This window comes from Candidatus Krumholzibacteriota bacterium (assembly GCA_016931295.1).
In the GTDB taxonomy this organism is placed as follows: Bacteria; Krumholzibacteriota; Krumholzibacteriia; order Krumholzibacteriales; family Krumholzibacteriaceae; genus JAFGEZ01.
On sequence record JAFGEZ010000007.1, the window covers coordinates 16,163 to 34,341 of the forward strand.

12 protein-coding genes are annotated in these 18,179 nt (G+C 67.6%); 6 read left to right on the forward strand and 6 right to left on the reverse strand.

The window, feature by feature from the left end; genetic code table 11:
* Positions 1 to 152: 152 nt before the first annotated feature.
* On the forward strand, positions 153 to 1,520 hold the full coding sequence (locus JW876_02820) for an L-lysine 6-transaminase (protein ID MBN1884443.1): 1,368 nt from the start codon (positions 153 to 155) through the stop codon (positions 1,518 to 1,520).
* An 84-nt stretch (positions 1,521 to 1,604) separates the two neighbouring features.
* On the opposite strand, the gene JW876_02825 is transcribed toward JW876_02820, so the two are convergent.
* Together JW876_02825 and JW876_02830 are read right to left on the reverse strand one after the other, a co-directional pair.
* Positions 1,605 to 1,868 (reverse strand): zinc ribbon domain-containing protein, encoded by a 264-nt coding sequence (locus JW876_02825; protein ID MBN1884444.1) that lies wholly within the window; start codon positions 1,866 to 1,868, stop codon positions 1,605 to 1,607.
* Positions 1,869 to 1,955: 87 nt separating this feature from the next.
* Positions 1,956 to 2,753 carry a methyltransferase domain-containing protein gene (locus JW876_02830; GenBank protein ID MBN1884445.1) on the reverse strand — a complete coding sequence of 266 codons (798 nt, stop codon included), beginning with the start codon at positions 2,751 to 2,753 and terminating at the stop codon, positions 1,956 to 1,958.
* Between the two features lie 112 nt (positions 2,754 to 2,865).
* Between JW876_02830 and JW876_02835 the strand changes: the two genes are divergently transcribed.
* Positions 2,866 to 5,166, forward strand: a complete 2,301-nt coding sequence (locus JW876_02835) for an immune inhibitor A (protein MBN1884446.1) — start codon at positions 2,866 to 2,868, stop codon at positions 5,164 to 5,166.
* Positions 5,167 to 5,263: 97 nt separating this feature from the next.
* Positions 5,264 to 6,208, forward strand: coding sequence for an aminopeptidase (locus tag JW876_02840; protein MBN1884447.1), 945 nt, complete (start codon positions 5,264 to 5,266; stop codon positions 6,206 to 6,208).
* Here the strand turns inward: JW876_02840 and JW876_02845 are convergent.
* On the reverse strand, positions 6,201 to 7,688 hold the full coding sequence (locus JW876_02845; GenBank protein MBN1884448.1) for an O-antigen ligase family protein: 1,488 nt from the start codon (positions 7,686 to 7,688) through the stop codon (positions 6,201 to 6,203). The two genes, JW876_02840 and JW876_02845, sit on opposite strands and share 8 nt — an antisense overlap.
* A 42-nt stretch (positions 7,689 to 7,730) precedes the next feature.
* On the reverse strand, positions 7,731 to 8,906 hold the full coding sequence (locus JW876_02850) for an aminopeptidase P family protein (GenBank protein ID MBN1884449.1): 1,176 nt from the start codon (positions 8,904 to 8,906) through the stop codon (positions 7,731 to 7,733).
* 170 nt (positions 8,907 to 9,076) lie between these two features.
* On the opposite strand from JW876_02850, the gene murB reads away from it, so the two are divergent.
* Positions 9,077 to 9,988: a UDP-N-acetylmuramate dehydrogenase gene (murB, locus tag JW876_02855; GenBank protein ID MBN1884450.1), complete on the forward strand. Its 912-nt coding sequence runs from the start codon at positions 9,077 to 9,079 to the stop codon at positions 9,986 to 9,988.
* A 13-nt stretch (positions 9,989 to 10,001) separates the two neighbouring features.
* Here murB and JW876_02860 read toward each other — a convergent pair whose 3' ends face one another.
* Both JW876_02860 and JW876_02865 read right to left on the reverse strand, forming a co-directional pair.
* On the reverse strand, positions 10,002 to 11,417 hold the full coding sequence (locus tag JW876_02860) for an oligosaccharide flippase family protein (GenBank protein MBN1884451.1): 1,416 nt from the start codon (positions 11,415 to 11,417) through the stop codon (positions 10,002 to 10,004).
* Between the two features lie 64 nt (positions 11,418 to 11,481).
* Positions 11,482 to 14,007: a hypothetical protein gene (locus JW876_02865; protein ID MBN1884452.1), complete on the reverse strand. Its 2,526-nt coding sequence runs from the start codon at positions 14,005 to 14,007 to the stop codon at positions 11,482 to 11,484.
* A gap of 283 nt (positions 14,008 to 14,290) precedes the next feature.
* Between JW876_02865 and JW876_02870 the strand changes: the two genes are divergently transcribed.
* Both JW876_02870 and JW876_02875 read left to right on the forward strand, forming a co-directional pair.
* Positions 14,291 to 15,964, forward strand: a complete 1,674-nt coding sequence (locus tag JW876_02870; protein MBN1884453.1) for a hypothetical protein — start codon at positions 14,291 to 14,293, stop codon at positions 15,962 to 15,964.
* 94 nt (positions 15,965 to 16,058) lie between these two features.
* A complete protein-coding gene (locus JW876_02875; GenBank protein ID MBN1884454.1) occupies positions 16,059 to 18,041 on the forward strand; it encodes an oligopeptide transporter, OPT family in 1,983 nt (660 codons plus the stop codon).
* Positions 18,042 to 18,179: the final 138 nt, after the last annotated feature.

Below are 18,179 nucleotides of genomic sequence, written 5' to 3' on the forward strand. Positions count from 1 at the left end.
CGTCCGATCCGCATGCCGGCCGCCTCCGTATAAAAAAAGTTGAAAAAAGCGGGTAAACCGGATATATTCATTGCGTTTTCCCGGCGGGCCGTTGCCGTGAGGAAGCGTTCAACTTCTTTTCCGTGCGGAATTTAACCAGTGCGAGGTGATACATGAAAGGCTCCACGATCGCTCCCGCCGCCGTCCACGAATCCCTGGGCCGGCACATGCTGGTCGACGGGTACCCCTTCGTTCTCGATATCGAGAAGAGTCACGGGACCTGGCTCTGCGACGCCCGGACGGGCAAGGAGTATCTCGACTTCTTCACCTATTTCGCCTCGTGTCCCCTCGGCCACAACCACCCGAAGCTGGCCGAGCCCGGGTTCCGCGCGACCCTCGCGTCGATCGCCGCCACGAAGGTCTCGAACTCCGATCTCTACACGACCTACATGGCCGAGTTCGTCGATACCTTCGCACGCGTCGCCGTTCCCGAGGGGCTCGGCAATCTCTTCTTCATCTCCGGCGGCGCCCTCGCCGTCGAGAACGCGCTCAAGGCGGCCTTCGACTGGAAGGTCAGGAAGAACCGCGCGCGCGGCGCGAAGAAGGAGACGGGTCAGAAGGTCATCCATTTCCGGGAAGCCTTCCATGGACGCACCGGCTACACGATGTCGCTGACCAACACCGATCCGACCAAGACCGATCTCTTCCCGAAGTTCGACTGGCCGCGCATCGACAATCCCAAGATCGTCTTCCCGCTCGAGGCGCATCTCGCCGAGACGGTCGAGGCGGAGAAGAAGGCGATCGCGCAGATCATGGCCGCGATCGCGAAGGACGGCGACGACATCGCCGCGATGATCATCGAGCCGATCCAGGGCGAGGGCGGCGACAACCATTTCCGTCCCGAGTTCTTCGCCGAGCTGAGGCGCATCGCCGACGAGCACGAGATCATCCTCATCTTCGACGAGGTCCAGACCGGCGTCTGCATGACCGGGAAGATGTGGTGCCACCAGAACTTCGGCGTGCAGCCGGATATCCTGGCCTTCGGCAAGAAGACCCAGGTCTGCGGAATCATGGCGAGCGAGCGGCTCAACGAGGTCGACAGCGTCTTCAAGGTCTCGAGCCGGATCAACTCCACGTGGGGGGGGAACCTCGTCGACATGTACCGGGCGAAGCGCATCTTCGAGATCATCGAGGAGGAGAACCTCGTCGACAACTGCGTGGCGATGGGAAAGCATTTCCAGGATCGCCTGCACGGGATCCAGGAGAAACACCCCGACCTCGTCTCCAACGCGCGGGGCATGGGACTCTTCTGCGCCTTCGACCTGCCCGATTCGCACTGCCGCGACACCTTCGTGACGCGCGCCATCGAGCGCGGCATGATCGTTCTCAAGTGCGGTCCGCGGACGGTCCGGTTCCGTCCGCCGATCAACGTCACCGCCGCCGAGATCGACCGGGCGGCCGGGATCCTCGAAGAGGTCTGCGCCCTGCAGGCGGAGGCGATGTGCGAGGGTGACGATTCCGGGGCGGTCCACACCGAGTAGCCCGATACGCGGAACGAACGAACGAAGAACGGGCGGCCGTCGAAGACGGCCGCCCGTTCTGTTTCCGCCCCGGACGATGCGGGCTCAGGAACCGCAGGCCTTGTCGCACTTGTCGCAGGAGGGCGGCGAGGGCTTCTTCGTATCGGCCTTCTCGGCTTTCCGGTAATCGTCGCTGCGGTAGTCGGTGCGGTAGAATCCGCTCCCCTTGAGGATGTGGCCGACCGGGTAGATCACACGGTGCACCTTGCCCCGGCACGCCGGGCAGCGTTTGCGCGGCTCGTCGTTGATCCCCTGGTCGATCTCGAACTCGTGACCGCATTTCTCGCATTCGTAGTGGTATGTCGGCATGTTGCACCTCTCGTTTCCGGTCGCGGCGGGTTTTCCGTAAAGTAGGGCCGATGGCGGCGGCGGGCAAGGAAAAAAAACGGATGATCCTCACCGCTTGACGAGGGCGATGACGTGGGCGCCGACGTAGTGGCGGAGAAGACGGTAGAGAGGCCGTTCGGGGAAGTTGAAGGCGCGGGTCGTCGTCAGCTCGCAAACCTCGAGGCCGGGATGACGGCGGAGGCGCCGTTTCCACCAGCGCGCGGTCTTGAAATCCTCGTCCCTTCCGTACCAGCCGATCCCGAAATTCTCGATATTGCGGCTCTTGGTGAAGAGCCAGCGCGGCCCTCCCTCGCGGCCGCGCGTGCGGACGAACTTGCCGAAGAACTGTTCGCCGAAGGTGCGCGGGTTGAGCAGGTTTCCCACGACGATGACGATGCGGCCGCCGGGGCGGAGCACCCGCGCCTGCTCGGTGAGAGCGAGGTCGACGTCCCAGACGTGCTCGAAGGTGTCCTTGGAATAGACGGCGTCGAAGTGCCCGTCGCCGAACGGGAGGGCGCAGGTATCGCCGCGCAGCGACGCCACGTCGAGCCGGTTCGCCGCGGCGAACCCCCTGACGAACTCGGGGTTGCCCGGGCAGATGTCGATGTCGACGAGGTGGCCGCCGAGTGCGGCGAGCTCGAAGGAGGTGTATCCGACGCCGCCGCCGATCTCGAGTATGCGCATTCCCGGGCGGAAGTCGACGAGACGGAGAAACATCTCCACCTCGCGGCGGTAGCGGCCGATGTCCCGCGTGTACTGCTCCTGGCGGTCGGCGTACTCAGCCTGCCGGTCGTTGATCGGCGGATCGGGCAGCGGCCGCCTGATGACGAGCCGGGCGGGATCGACAACAATCTCGGTATCGGGCATACGGCGCTTTTCGTCGGGGTTTCGCGGGCATCGGCGAATTGATATACTGTGAGTATACGATGTCGCCATCTGTCCGGTCAACCCGCGCGAGCTCGGGAAGAGAGGAGCCGCCGTGAAACGCATCGCCGTCGTGATCCTGCTCGCCGCGACGATCACCGCCGCCCTCCGCTGCGACGCCGAAACGACGACCCTCGCGCGCGTCAGGCTGTCGCGCGATCTCTCCCCCGCCGACCTCGCCGCCGCCGGCGTCGAGACGATCGCCTCCTACCCGGACGGCCGGCTCGACGTCGCCGTCACCGACGAGCAGCTCGCGTGGCTCCGCAACCGGACCTTCCACGTGCGGATACTCGCCCGGCCGTCTCTCGCGGCGGCGGCCGCCCTCGACGCGAACCTCGGCCTCTACCACACGGTGGCCGAGACGGAGGCGGCTCTCGATTCGCTCGCCGCCGCCTACCCCGCCCTGACGCGGATCGACACGCTCGGCTGGAGCGTCGAGGGCCGGCCGATCCGGGCGATCAAGATCTCGGACGACGCCGCGATCGACGAGGACGAGCCCGAGGTGCTGCTCATGGGCTGCCATCACGCCCGCGAGCTCATGTCGGTCGAGGTGCCGCTCCTGCTCGCCGGCCACCTGCTCGGCCGCTACGGCGAGAGCCCGGCGATCGCCGGGCTCGTCGACGGCCGGGAGATCTGGATCGTGCCGATCGTCAATCCCGACGGGCACGTCTATGTCGAGCAGAACCACGCCGGGGACTGGTGGACGTGGTGGCGAAAGAACCGCCGCGACAACGGGGACGGCACCTTCGGCATCGATCTCAACCGCAACTATTCGTATCGCTGGGGGTACGACGACATCGGCTCGTCCGGATCGACGGGCAGCAGCCTCTACCGCGGCCCCGCCCCCTTCAGCGAGCCGGAGACGCGGGCCGTCCGGGACTTCTGCGCCGGCCGCGAGTTCTCCGTCGCGCTCTCGTACCATTCCTACGGCGAGCTGATCATCTATCCGTGGGGATACGACGCCGTCTACACCGACGATCACGATCTCTTCTCGATTCTCGCCGACACGCTCCGACGCGGCAACGGGTACGCGCCCGGCTGCACGGCGGAGGACATCCTCTACCCGACGAACGGCGACACCGACGACTGGGCCTACGGCGAGACGGCGGAAAAGGGCCGCTTCTTCTCCTTCACCGTCGAGCTGAACTCCTTCGAGGAGGGCGGGTTCGCTCCTCCCGAGGGGTTGATCGGACCCACCTTCGACGCCGTGCTCGAACTCAATCTCGCGCTCATCCGCCGCGCCGGCGAACCGCGCGGCGTCCTCGGGCCGCGCCCACCGGCGATCGAGCCGGTGACGCCGCTCGCCGCGCCGAGCTATCTCGTCTCCTGGAAACGGAGCGCCGCGAAAGATCCGAACCCCGCCGTCCGCTGGGACGTGTGGGAGATCGCCGGCCTCGGCGGCGTCGAGGATTCCTGCGAGGCGGGAGACGTCCTCTGGGAGCCGGACGGCTTCGTCCAGACCGACGAGTGGGGGTACGCCCTGCCGGGGAGCTGGTATTCGGGGCGGGGAAACGATCTGGCGTCGCGTCTCGAGATGCGAACGATCTATCCTCTCTGGCTCGGCGACACCTTGCGGTGCATGCTCTGGTACGACATCGAGGACTACTACGACTTCTTCTACCTCGAGGCGAGCCTCGACGACGGCCTCACCTGGGAGACGGTTCCCGGCAATCTCACCACCGACGCCGATCCCTTCGGCGCCAACCGCGGTGAGGGGATCACCGGATCCTCGGAGGGGTGGGTCGAAGCCCTGTTTTTGCTCGACCGCCTCGGCGTCCTCCTCGGCGACGCGGCGCTCAGGCTGCGCTTCTCCTACCACACCGATTCGTCGATCAGCGGGCAGGGCGTCTACCTGGATCTCGTCTCGCCCGTCGCCGACTGCGAGTCGTTCGCGCTCGCGGCGACGGCCGTCCCCGACACCTTTCTCGTCGTCACGCCCGTGCGGACGGGAACGTTCCACTACCTCGCGCGGGGGATCGACGCCGAGGGGCACGCCGGCCGGCGGAGCCGCCTCGCCGGGACAGAAGTGGACCGAACGACGCCGGCGGATCTTCCTTCGGCGGCGTCGGCGTTCCCGCCGAACCGGCCGAACCCGTTCAATCCCTCGACAATCTTCCGATACGTCGTCGGGGCCGCGGACGCCCCGGGCGGACTGGCGGCGGTGCGCCTCGAACTCTACGACGCGGCCGGACGCCGGATCGCGACGATCGACGAGGGGCCACGGGCGCCGGGAAGCTACGCCGTCCGGTGGGACGGGACGAACGCCTCCGGTCGGCGGGCGGCGAGCGGCGTCTACTTCGCGCGGCTGCTGGTCGGAGGCCGCCGATTCGCGCGCAAGGCGGTGCTGCTCCGCTGAAACTCGATGCCCCCTTGCGCGCGCGGCCGGTCTGCGGTATGGTTGGCGCCGGGCTGCGGCCGGAAGACGACACTCGTACGGCAACAAGGAGGACGGGATGGACAAGCTGCACAGCGCCGCGAAACGCGCGGTCGTGAATTCGCTGAAGCTGAAGAAGGGCGAGCGGTTCCTCATCGTCACCGATCGGCAGAAGATGAAGATCGCCGAGGCGATGGCGTACTGGGCGAAGACTGTCGGCGCGGAGACGACGACCTACCTCATGACGGAGACCCTGCGGCCCATCGACGAGCCCACCGAGCTCTTCAAGACGATGATCCGCAGGATCGACGCCATGGTCTACATGCTCGAGGGCCGTCCCGAGGAGAAGCCCTTCCGCTACTTCATGGTCGGCGCCGGCGGCCGGTATGGCCGGATCTGCATGATGCCGGGGATCACGTCCGACATGATGGAGCGCCTCGTGAACGTCGACTTCCGGAAGATGGACGCCCTCACGAAGAAGGTCATCCGGACGATCAAGGACTGCCCCGAGGTGCACGTCACGAACGCGAAGGGGACCGACATCACCTTCAGCGTCAAGGGCCGGAAGTGGATGAACGACAACGGTGACATCAGCAAGAAGGGGATGCACGGCAACCTCCCCGCCGGGGAGTGCTACACGTGTCCCGTGGAGAGCACCTTCACCGGCAGGATCGTCATCGGCCTCATCGACGACAAGCTCGGCAGGGGCGTGCTCACCTTCGAGAAGGGGGAGCTGGTCGATTTCTCAGGGCGCGGCGTGACGGAGATCATGAAGTCGATCGGCCGCGACAAGACCGGCCGCATGATCGGCGAGTTCGGGATCGGCACCAACCGGGGGGCGAAGATCTGCAGGAACATGCTCGAGGCCGAGAAGGCCTTCGGCACGGTGCACTTCGCCATCGGCGATTCCTACGGCCTGGGAAAGAACAAGAGCAAGTGGCACTTCGACGGGCTCGTCGAGAAGGTCACACTCGTCGCCGGGCGCAAGACCCTCATCAGGAACGGCAAGTTCCTCGTTACGTAGGGCCGCCCCCGGACGATGGCGCGAGCACGGGAGCGGAGCGGTTCCGCTCCCGTTCCTGTTTCCGGACGATGTTGCTCGTGGCCGCGATCATCGCGAAGAGCAGCCAGATGAAGAAGACGTACTTCTCGTTGCGGAGGTACTCGATCTTCAGCTGGTCGACCGCGAACAAGACGAAGCAGACGTGCAGGATCTTGAGGAAGGCGACGGGGAACGACGCGGTGACGATCGACGCGTGGATCGCCGGCGTGGTCATCCGGAAGATCCGCCAGAGGAAGAAGAGGAAGGCGGCGAGGCCGACGATCCCCGTGATGTTGAAATAGAAGAGGTAGACGTTGTGCGGCCAGAGCCCCTTGTCGAGGCCGCTCGCGAAATCCCACCCGGGACCCTTCCCGATGAATGGATGCTCCATCCCCCGCTCGATCGCGCCGCTCCAGGCGGCCATCCGGTTGGTGGGCACCACCCCCCGCTCGAAGGTCGTCTTGAGAAGACGTTCGAAGAGGGAGCCCGAGGTCGTGTACTGCGAGACGAAGGTCTCCAGTATGACGATCAGCAGGGCGAAGCCCGCCGCGATGCCGACGAACCGGACGATGTCGAGATCGCGGCGCGAGAGGATCGTCAGGTAGGCGAGACCGATGAAGAGCGAGATGAACGCCCCCCTGGTGATCGTGGCGAGCATCATCGCCAGGTTCGAGACGAGCAGGAAGAGGTAGAGGCCGCGCCAGAGCATCCGCCTGGCGCGGACGACCATGAAGAGGAGGATCAGGATGTTGATCGCGAAGAATTCGGCGACGAGCTCGAAATCGTGGAATGGCCCTCCCATCCGGATGTCCCGCATGATCAGCTGGGCGCGATGGCGCGTGTAGAGCCAGAAGGGGATCAGGGTACGGCCGGGATAGAGCATCTCTACCACCGTGAAGATGACCACCAGGGTGGAACAGACGACCATGAACTTGACGGTCCGCTCGAGGGCCTTCTCGTTGTCGACGAAGGAGATGATCATGAAGAAGAAGAGGGCGGCGGCGATGAAGTTGCCCGTATGAAGGAGCGCCGAACGCTGCAGCAGCATGGGCTGCACCCCGAGGACGTTGTACAGCGAGAGGATGTAGGTGCCGACGAGGAAGAGCACCGGCGCGGCGACCCGTTTGTCGAGAAAGAAGCGTTCCTGCCCGGCCGACACGCGGATCATGTGGATCAGGAAGATCACGATCGTGAAGACGAAGTTGGACGTCCCGAGCGAGATGGCGAAGGGGAAGGGGTACATCACCACGAGGAACCAGAGCGCGCCGATCGTGGAGAAGTTCCAGAGAACGAGAACGACGACGACCCCGACGATCGCCTCGATCACCCGCTTCGCCGGCGAGGCGATCTGCGAGCCGACGAGGATGCCCATCCCCAGCACTATCGCCGACGGCCTGAGCCACCGGAAGCGGGAGCGCCCGGTTGTCCGGCCCGGCGCCGCGATGTGTTCACGTTCGTTCATGACCCTCCCACGGGCCAGCAAGAATGGTACCCGCGGGGCCGCTTACCCGACCGTCCAGAGTCCGGTCTGCGGCCGCGAGAGGAACTCGCCTCCCTCCGGCCTGACGACGATGATCTCCTCCATCGTCGCGATCCCGTGGCCGGGGATGGTGATCCGCGGCTCGAGGGTGTAGACCTGGGACTCCTCGATCTTCAGGTAGGGGAGGTTCCCGTAGCGTTCCCACTCGGGGCAGAGGAGACCGGCGCCGTCGTGGGTCGAACGCCCGACCTGGTGGCCGAGGGCGTGCGGGTACTCGTCGTATCCCCTGGACGTGATGTGGGTTCGGGCGATCGCGTCTATCTCCCGCCCTTCCATGCCCGGGCGGATCGCCTCGGCGGCGAGGCGGATCGCGTCGCGGATCGTCTCGAAGGCGCTCGTGACCTCGGCCGGCGCCTCCGTCTCGCCCTCGCGGAGAAAGTACCACGTGCGCTGCAAGTCGCTGCAGTAGTCGAGGGTGCGCGTCCCGAAATCGATGTTGAGGACATGGCCCGGTTCGATCCTGCGGTCGGTCGGTCCCGCGTGCGCGCCGGCCGACTCGGGGCCGGTGAAGACCGAGGGGCACAGCTCGCGTTCCCAGGAGGTGTCGACTCCTTCCCGGTCGACCTCCCCGAGAATGAAGGCGGCCAGCTCCTTCTCGGTCATCCCGGGTTTCACGAATCCGGTGACGCGATCGAAGATGGCCTCCGTGAGATCGACGTTCACCTTGATCCGGCGGATCTCCTCGGGGCTCTTCCTGCCCCGGAGCTTCGAGACGACGCGCTCGGCCGTCACGATCCGTCCGGCGTAGGGGGTCTTTTCGAGATAGCCCATGAGGGAAAGGTACATGCCGTGCGAGAGCCCGTCGGCCATCACGTCGTTCTCCGAGAAATTGATCGCGATCGTCGCCGGGTCGACTCGTTTGATCATCTCGAGCAGCGGCTTCTCGATGCCCTCGCGGTAGCCGATCGTCTCCCACGCGCCGGACTCCCTCGTGCGCGCCTCGTCGAGGGAGCCGACGATCGCCGTCGGGGGGTGACCGGGGGCGATCGCGAAGGCCGATTGCCAGGTCACGTGGTGGCCGACGATGAGATCCATCACCGGATCGGCGGCCGTTTCGCTCTCCCGCACGAAGGTCAGCCAGAGACCGATCTCCTCCTCGTCCAGGATGCCGTGGGCCTGCGAGATCTTCTCCCGTATCATCGAGAGTCTCCTTTCGTCGTATCGGAAGGGAGGAAACGTCCTCCGGGCCGGCGACCGCCCGGCGGCGCCGGCCGCGCGGAGAAAACTATAGCAACCGACAAACCTTTGCAATACCATTCGCGCGGCGCCGCGGGCGCGAAGCGGCGCGGACGGCGCCCCGGAAGGAGACGATGACGGACGGATGGATCGATCGGCTGGCGGCTGCGGCGGGGGTCTCGCCCCTCAGGAACGAACCCCTGTCGCGCTTCACCTCCTACCGGACGGGCGGCGCCGCCGAGGCGCTCGTCGCCGGCCCGGCCGGGACGGCCGCGCGCGCCTTCTCCTTCGCCCGCGGCCAGGGCGTGCCCGTCACGCTCCTCGGCGCCGGCACCAACGTGATCGCGCCCGACGAGGGGCTCGACGGGCTGACGATCGTCCTGCGCGGCGGAGACGAGGAGATCGTTTTCGACGGCGGGACGGTCGTGCGCGCCGGGGCGGGCGTGCCCCTCGAGACGCTCGCGCGGGCGGCGGCGGCACGCGGGCTCGCCGGGCTCGAGGAGCTCGCCGGCATCCCCGGCACCGTCGGCGGCGCCGTCGTGATGAACGCCGGGGCGCGCGAGCGTGAGACGGCGGATCTCCTCCGACGGGTCGAGGTGATGACCCGCCCCGACGGGCGGCGGACCTTCGATCGCGACGAGCTCTCCTACGGGTACCGGAAAAGCGTCTTCCGCCACGCCGGCTGGCTCGTCCTCTCGGCCGAGTTCGAACTGGAGCGAGGCGACCCCGCGGCGACAACCCGGCGGATCGATGCGCTGCGGGCGGAGCGGCGGGCGAAGTATCCCTGCGACGAGCCGAGCGCCGGCTCGGTCTTCAAGCGCCCGCCGGGCGACTACGCGGGGCGGCTCGTCGAGGCGGCCGGCTGCAAGGGGCTGCGGGTCGGCGGCGCGCTCGTCTCCCCCCGCCACGCCAACTTCATCGTCACGACCGAAGGCGCGGCGTCGGCCGACATCCTCGAGGTGATCGGCCGCGTGCGCGCCCGCGTGTGGGAAACGGGCGGCGTGTGGCTCGAGCTCGAGCAGATCCCGCTCGGCGAGCGGAAGTGACGCCGGCGCCGCGTCAGCGCCTCGTCACCCGGCGGAAGATCTTGTCGGAGACGAAGACGACCTCGTCGATCCGCATGAAACGGACGACGAGGTAGTAGACGGCGAGATAGGCGAGGGAGAAGAGGACGGCGCGGGGCACCGGATGCAGCCCCGCGAAACTCCCCGCGAGCAGGACGGGAATCGCCGCGATCGTGGCCGCGGCGATGCGCGCGATCTTTCCCCACATGAAGAGCCCCCGGATCGACACGCCGTAGCAGCGCATGATCTTGTGCCCCAGGTATCCGACGTTCACGAGGTTGCCGGCGATGAAGGCGATCGCCGGGCCGGCGAAGCCGATCAAGCGGTAGAGCGACAGGATGAGGGCCAGGTTGACGACGAGGAAGAAGACCGATCCGAGCACGAAGAAGATGTTCCGGTTGATCGTCCTGAGCGGAGAGCCCATCTCGAAGCAGTTGATGACGAGCATCACGAGATAGATCCGGAAGAGGGGCACGGCCGCGAGGTATTCCTTCTTGAAGAGCGTCTCGATGAAGGGGGACGCGTACCAGAAGAAGACGACGAAGACGGGAAAGACGAGAAAGCAGAAGATGACGTTCGCCCGCTGCCAGAGGCGGAGACGGTCGCGCTCGTTCGCCTGGGTCATCTCGGGGAAGAGCGCGTCCATCACGCTCGCGCGGACGATGTTGATGATCGGGATCTGGTAGTTGCCGATCGTGTAGACGGCGAGCTTCTCCGGTCCCAGCGTGATCGAGATGAAGAGCTTCGCCAGGTGGTTGTTGAGATAGGTGATCGAGGAGGCCGAGCCGAGGGGGAGGATGAATCCCAGCTGCTCGCGCAAAAGCGACCGGTCGAGGGAGGCGGTGAAGAACCCGCGGAAATAGAAGAAGAGGAAGAGCCACTTGACCCCCTCGGCGAGGGTCAGCGCCCAGATGACGGCCGTCACGCTGCGCGTCGTCCAGGCGGTGACGATGATCGCGGCCATCCGGAGGAGCGTCCGCGTCGTCGTGTAGTAGAGGACGTAGTCGCTCCGCTTGCGGCCGAGCCAGTAGTATTCGAGAAAGTCGAGGTTCAGGAAGAAGAAGGTATAGAGGGCCAGCGGCGCGATGAAATCGAGGCTCGTCCGGTCGATGATGAGATCGCGGCCGAGGAGGATGGCCGCGACGCCGACGGTCGAGGTCGTCAGGGTGAAGAGCGCCGTGTGCGTGATGCTCTCGCGCTCGCGGCCGGGATGCTTCGGGATGAAGTAGATCAGGTTCGGGTTGACGCCGAAGAGGAGGATCTGCGAGAAGAGCATCGCGTAGAGGACGAACTCGCGGTACTGGCCGTACGCCTCCACGTCGAAGATCCTGACGAGGAAGATCGGGGAGAGGAGCAGGACCGCGTAGTTCGCCACGCGGCAGACGATCAGGATCGACGTTCGTCTCGTCAACGAGGCCACTTCGGCCGCCTTTCGCCGTGTCGCCGCCGTTCGTCGTGCACGATGCGTACCCCCGTCACCGGATCGTCAGCGAGTCGAGCGGCGGGCCGCTGAAGCAGTCGTCGTTCCGCAGCAGGTCGCCGATCCGGTAGTTGAAGAACTGGGTCTTCTCCGCAAGCCGAAGCGAGACGGCGTACCGGCCGGGGGCGATATCGGCGGGGACGCGGAATAGCACCCGCTCGCCGACGACCCCGCCGGGGGGCCATTCGTCGGGCGGGACGAGCCCGCCGCGGGGCTGGTACTGCACGCGGAAGCGGTAGCGGCGCCCCTCGATGCGCTCGACGATCTTCCGGTAGATCTTGCCGTACCATTCCCGGTAGAGGGGGCCGCGCGGAAAGGGCGCGTCGAACCGGAGGTAGGCCACCCAGCCGCGGGCGCCGGGCGGCTCGTCCGCCGTCCACCTGATCGACGCGCCGAGCGTGTCTCCGCGCGACGCGCCCTCGGCGAGGTCGACGGAGAGGATGCGGATGCCGGGCACACCGGATGCGACACCCGTCCCCGGGGCGGCCGGGACCGTCGCCGCCGGCGCCTGTTCGCCGCCGGACGCCGGCGGGCAGGCGCCGGCGAGGGCGTAGAGCCACGCCCCGTCGGCGGCCCAGAGACGCTCGAAGCAGTCCGACCGGTCGAGGACCGCCGCCAGCCGCTCCGCCCCGGTTTGGTCGGGTTTCCAGTACATCGTCTCGATTCCCCGCGGCAGGCGGCCGTTGACGGCGAGGTACGCCGCCCCGAAGCGCCGCATCGCGGCGGCCGCCTCCGGCGCCCCGCTTCCGGGGGCGAAGATCGACCGCATCGCGGCGATCCTGGCCGGCGCGGTCGCGTCGTTCGGCGTGGCGTGCTGGTCGAAGGGGCAGACGGCGAATTGGTCGGTGAAGGCGGGGATGCCGAAGCTCGTGACCGGGTCGGCGGCGACCGACGAACCGGGGGGGAGGGCCTGGATCCGCTCGTAGAGGTCGCCGAGATCCCGGAAGCCGCGCCGCGTCCCGCTTCGGGAGAGATCACCGGGCGTGCGGGCGAGGTGCGGCAGCAGCAGCAGCGCGGCGAAAAGAAGCCCGACCGTCGCCGCCGGGGCGCCGAGGAGGGGATTGCGGCCGCGCGTCTTCTTCCAGAGCTCGCGGAGCAGCCAGGCGCAGACGATGACCGGCGGCGCCGCGAAGCCGATCCGGATGAGCAGGTACGAGAGCCGCGAGAAGAGCGGCGGGAAGAGAAGCGGGCAGAATACCACGGCGTGGAAGGCGATCGTCGTCGCGAGGAGCAGCCGCAGGGAGAGGTTGTTTCGGCTTTGCCGCCAGAGGAGGACGGCCGCGATGAGGGCGAGAAGGCCGAGGGGCCCCGTGGCGCGGAAGAGGACGACCGGATTCATCACGGTGAGGCGGTCGGCGAAAAGCAGCACGCCCTGCGTGTGCGTGTGGATCGGGTTGGCCGGGGCGTAGTCTCGCGCGAGGCGCATGACGAGATAGGGAAGGTTCGTCGCCGCGGCGATCGCCGCGAAGAGGGCGAGGCGCCGGAATGCCGGCCGCCGCCCCCCCGGCGGGGGCGACCACGCGCAGATCGGGATGCAGACGGCGAAGAAAAAGGCGGCCGACGCGGCGTGGGCCACGTGCGTCCACGCGGCGACGAGGAGCGATGCGGCGGCGAGAAGCAGGTTTTCGCGCCCGCCGCGTCTCGTCCAGCGGACGAGGAACCCGAGGAAGAGGAGGTACCAGCCCCGGCCGAACGCGTAGCCGTAGGCGTTCGTGAAGAGGGCGTTCCCCCGCAGCCCCCCGTCGAGGAAGAAGAGGGCGAGGACCGCGGCGATCGCCCCGATCGATGAACGACCGGAGAGAAGCGTGCCGGCGCCGAAGGCGGCGAGAAGAAGGATCGCGCTCGCGATCGAGGAGACGGCGGGCCAGACGGGCAGCATGTCGCGCCGTCCCGCCATGCGGTTGAGCGCGCCCCAGAGGGCGTGCCCGATCCCCTTGCGGATGTCGCGCGTCTCGATCCCGCCGTCCGCGTAGTAGAAGGTGTCGGGAAAGACCTCGCCCGTGCGCGCCACGGCGCGGGTATACGCGAGATGGTCGGCCGAGTCGCTCGTGTAGAGAAGGGGGTCGCCCCGCGCGATCACGAAAATGACGGCGGCGAGAATCGCGGCGAGGAGGATCGACGCGTCGACGAAACGGATATCGGGGAGCGCGTCGCTCCGCTGCCGCATGCCTCCCGGCCAGGAGAAGAACACGACGACGGGCGCGACGATCCAGCCGAGGAGCGCCGCGTCGAGCCGGAAGATCGCGAGGACGAGAAGAATCGCGAAGGAGAGCGCCGCGCCGAGAAGCGCGGCGACGAGCGCCCGCCAGACGCCTCTCGCGCCGGGGAAGAGGCGGCGCGCGAAAAGCCAGCCCGGCAGGAAGACGACGTACCCGGCCATGAAGAGGAAGACGGAAACGTGCGGAAGCCCCGCCCCGGCACCGAGCCGGAGGGCGGCGAACAGGACGGTCGCCGCCATCGTCAGCGCGGGCAGGATCCTTCCGCCGCCTTCGCCGGCGCCGTCGCCATTGCTGTTGTGCATGCTCATATCGTCCTGCCCCCGCGCCTATCCGGGGGCCGGGCCATTCTACGCGCTGACGCGAGGAAAGGCAACCGCGAATCGGGCGGCCGCCGGGCGCCTGCGACGAAGATCGTTCGGGCGTGACCGGCAATTCGCGATATTGCGCGATAACGATTCCGAATCACGTTGACGCGATGGTCCCTCGGTTGCTATCCTCATGGAAAGGCACGGAACGACGGACACCGAACGACGCGCTTTCCGGCCGCCAGACGGCCGCTTGCCAGGAAAGCGTCATTACCGGCGCATGAAACGACAGGACGGATCATACTGCTACGTCGCAACGCGTGACGCCACGGCCGCCGGGGCGTCGCGCCGTCTCGGCCTCCGCGCGGCTCCCGGTGCGGACGGGCGCGAGATCTTCTACGCCGGTCCCGCCGGCGGGAGGGAAGAATTCGTCTCCGTCGTCAACGAACTGGGCGATTACGATGCCGCCGTGCTCCTCGGGCGGGCCGCGGCCGGCGACGCGACGGGAGACCACGATTCCCTGGTGAGCGTGGCGGGGCCGCTCGGCGACGGGTTCGCCTGCCTCGCCGATTTCTACGCGATACAGACGCATTACTGGTTCCGCGACGACGACACCTTCGTCTGCAGCGACGACGTCTTCGCCGTCGCCGCCGTCGCCGGCGCCGATCTCTCGCGGGAATCGCTCTGGGAGTATCTCTTCTTCCTCGCCCCGGACGCCGGACGGACGTGGTTCGACGGCGTCGAGAAACTCCGGCCCGGGCAGGGCCTCCGCTACGAGGCGGCCGGGCACCGCGTCTCGGTCACCGGCGCCATTCCCGTCGACGAGCGGCTGGCGGCCTTGCCGCCCGATTCGGTCGGCGGCGCCGTCCGCGGGTTCTGCGAGGCGGCCGGCAGGGCGGTCGACGGCCGGCGCGCCGCCGTCTCGATCTCGGCGGGAAGCGATTCCCGGACCGTCTTCGCCATCGTCCGGGCGATCGGCGCGCCGGTCCACGCCTACTCCTTCGGCGCGCCCCGCCTCGTCGAAACGCGCGAGATCGCCGAGCTCGTCGTCAAGCTCGGCGTCGAGTGGTCCCTCATCGACATGTCCAGTCTCCGGTCGGCATGGATCGACCGTTTCCGGCGGACCCTCCGGGCGACGAACGCGCTCCTCAATCCCTACCGGACGCACTACGACGAGTACTACCGGCTCATCCCCGAGGGGGAGCCGGTGTTCGAGGGCGTCTTGGGGAGCCAGTTCCTCAAGGGGGAGATGAACGTCGGCTCGATCGTCTCACCGGCCCACCGCCTGGTCGTCGCCGGCGGCAAGACCGTCGTCGAGGCGGTCGAACGGGAGTTCGCGGATCTTCCCGCCGACTTCCGCCGCGGGATGGCCGAGTACGTCGCCGACGTGCACGCTCACTGCCTGGCGGATATCCACGATGAGACGGGGGCCGCGGCCTTCCGCCGCTGGGGGCTCGAGTTCTTCCCCGGCCGGATCTTCGCCGGGATGATCCTCCTGCCCCTGAAGAGCCGGGGGGTCTACCAGCCGCTCATCTCGCCGTCGATCAACGCCGCCGTCGCCCGGCTCGGACTCGGTTTCGCGCGCGACATCGCCCTGCGCCGGGATCACCGCGGCCCGATCGCCGTCCTCGAGGCCGAGGCGCGGATCGTGCGCGAGATCGACCCGGAGATCTACCGGTCGGTTCTCGACCGGGGGATCTCCTTCCGCGAGGTGCTCGAACTGCCGGGGCCGGCGCGCAGGCTCGTCAAGAAATGGCGCAACGGTGTCAAGAAGCTCCGTTACCGGAACTGGACCTGGGGGCAGGTCGACAACACGACGGTCGATCGGGAAACGGCCGCCTACGCCCGCGCGCTCGGCGGACGCCACCCGCTCGTCGACACGCTGCTGCAAGGCGACCGGCCGAAGGAGACGGCCACGCTCGGAATGATCCTCGAGACCCTCGAACGCTCCTGACCGGACGAATCCGTTGACAATCCGCCGTTCCCCCTGTTACAGGTGAACACGATACGGGATTCGACCGTCCGGCTCAGACCAGGGAGGAACGATCGTGGAGCAGCACGGCATCAAGGGGCTTCCCCCGAACGCGTACACGCCCCTCGAGGCGGGCGAGAGCTACACGCCCTATGTCCCGGCAGGCGCGTCGGTCCCGGAGACGACCGTCCGCGCCGTCGTGACCGGTCTCGTCATGGCCGTCCTCTTCACGGCGGCGGCGGCGTACCTCGGCCTCAAGATCGGCCAGGTCTTCGAGGCGGCGATCCCGATCGCGATCCTCGCCGTCGGCCTGTCGGGCGTGTTCAGGCGGCGGAGCACGATCCTCGAGAACGTCATCATCCAGTCGATCGGCTCGGCCTCCGGGGTCGTCGTGGCGGGGATGATCTTCACGCTGCCGGCGATCTTCATCCTCGACCTCGAACTCAGGTTCTACCAGACCTTCCTCGCCGCGCTGCTCGGCGGCTTTCTCGGCATCCTGTTCATCGTGCCGCTGCGCCGGTTCTTCGTGAAGGAGCAGCACGGTCTCCTTCCCTTCCCCGAGGGGACGGCGATCACCGAGGTGATCGTCACCGGCGAACAGGGCGGCGACCAGGCGAAGGTCCTCGTCAAGGCCGCGGTGATCGGCGGACTCTACGATTTCGCGATCGCCACCTTCGGTCTCTGGCGCGAGGTGATCTCCACGAGGATCCTGCCGCCCCTGGCGGCCGTCGCCGACAGGGCCAAGCTCGTCGTCAAGGTCAACGCCGGGGCGGCGGTCATGGGGCTCGGCTACATCATCGGGATCAAGTACGCATCGATCATCGCGGCGGGGAGCTTCGTCTCCTGGCTCGTTCTCATCCCGGCCGTCTGGTTCTTCGGGCGCCACATCGGCGTGCCGATCGGGGGGGCGGAGATCCCGATCCCCGACATGACGGCGGAGGAGATATTCACCAACTACGTGAGGCATATCGGCATCGGCGGGATCGCGGCGGCCGGGATCATCGGGATCCTCAAGAACTCGAAGATCATCGTCTCGAGCTTCTCGGTGGGGCTCAAGGGGATGTTCGCCGGGCGGGACGCCGCCGAGCAGGCGACCGAGCGGACCGACACCGACATGCCGATGTCCTCGGTCGTCGTTCTCATTTTCGCGACCCTCGTGGCCGTCTTCCTCTTCTTCGGGCTCGGCGTGGTCGACACGTGGACGTTCGCCCTGATCGCCCTCGTCGTCGTCGCGGTGATCTCCTTCCTCTTCACGACGGTGGCCGCCCGCGCGATCGCGATCGTCGGCGTCAACCCCGTGTCGGGAATGACCTTGATGACGCTGATCCTCTCGAGCGTCGTCCTCGTCAAGACGGGGCTGCACGGTCCCGCGGGGATGGTCTCGGCCCTGATCATCGGGGGCGTCGTCTGCACGGCCCTCTCGACGGCGGGAGCGTTCATCAGCGACCTCAAGGTCGGCTACTGGATCGGCTCGACCCCGCGCCGGCAGGAAAGCTGGAAATTCCTCGGCATCCTCGTCGCCGCGGCGAGCGTCACCGGGGTCATCCTGCTGTTGAACCGCGTCTACGGGTTCTCCGGCCCGGACGCGCTCGCCGCGCCGCAGGCGAACGCGATGGCCGCGGTGATCCGGACGCTGATGAGCGATGCCGCCGCCCCGTGGGGGCTCTACATCGCCGGGATATTCATGGCGCTGATCCTCGAGTTCATCCACATCCCGCCGCTGGCCTTCGCGCTCGGGATGTATTTGCCGATCGAGCTCAACACGCCAATCCTCGTCGGCGGGATCGTCTCCTGGCTCGTCATGCGCAGCAGCGCCGACGGCGACGTCCAGCGCATGCGGAAGGCCCGCGGCACGCTGATCGCCTCCGGATTCATCGCCGGCGGCGCCCTGATGGGCGTCGTGAGCGCGCTGATCGCGCTGCCCGGCTGGGACGACGTCCTTCACACCGGATTCGGCGAGACGGCGGCCGGCGAGATCGTGAGCCTCGTCCTCTTCGTCGCTCTCTGCGCCTACGTCTACATCGACGCGAAGCGGGGGGCGAGGGACTCCTCGGCGTGACGACCGATCTGGCGGCGACGGGGACGACGGTCATCTCCGGACGATCGATCGGCCCGCCCGGCCCGGCGCCCGCCCGGCGCGGGCAAACGGGATTCGAGCGATCCGGCGGGGCGCGGTCGAAGCAAACCGCGACCGCGT

Excerpts from the sequence above, each read along its gene's own strand:
- JW876_02820 (MBN1884443.1), top strand. The coding sequence starts at position 153 with ATGAAAGGCTCCACGATCGCTCCCGCCGCCGTCCACGAATCCCTGGGC.
- JW876_02825 (MBN1884444.1), bottom strand. The coding sequence starts at position 1,868 with ATGCCGACATACCACTACGAATGCGAGAAATGCGGTCACGAGTTCGAG.
- JW876_02830 (MBN1884445.1), bottom strand. The coding sequence starts at position 2,753 with ATGCCCGATACCGAGATTGTTGTCGATCCCGCCCGGCTCGTCATCAGG.
- JW876_02840 (MBN1884447.1), top strand. The coding sequence starts at position 5,264 with ATGGACAAGCTGCACAGCGCCGCGAAACGCGCGGTCGTGAATTCGCTG.
- JW876_02845 (MBN1884448.1), bottom strand. The coding sequence starts at position 7,688 with ATGAACGAACGTGAACACATCGCGGCGCCGGGCCGGACAACCGGGCGC.
- JW876_02850 (MBN1884449.1), bottom strand. The coding sequence starts at position 8,906 with ATGATACGGGAGAAGATCTCGCAGGCCCACGGCATCCTGGACGAGGAG.
- murB (MBN1884450.1), top strand. The coding sequence starts at position 9,077 with ATGACGGACGGATGGATCGATCGGCTGGCGGCTGCGGCGGGGGTCTCG.
- JW876_02865 (MBN1884452.1), bottom strand. The coding sequence starts at position 14,007 with ATGCACAACAGCAATGGCGACGGCGCCGGCGAAGGCGGCGGAAGGATC.
- JW876_02870 (MBN1884453.1), top strand. The coding sequence starts at position 14,291 with ATGAAACGACAGGACGGATCATACTGCTACGTCGCAACGCGTGACGCC.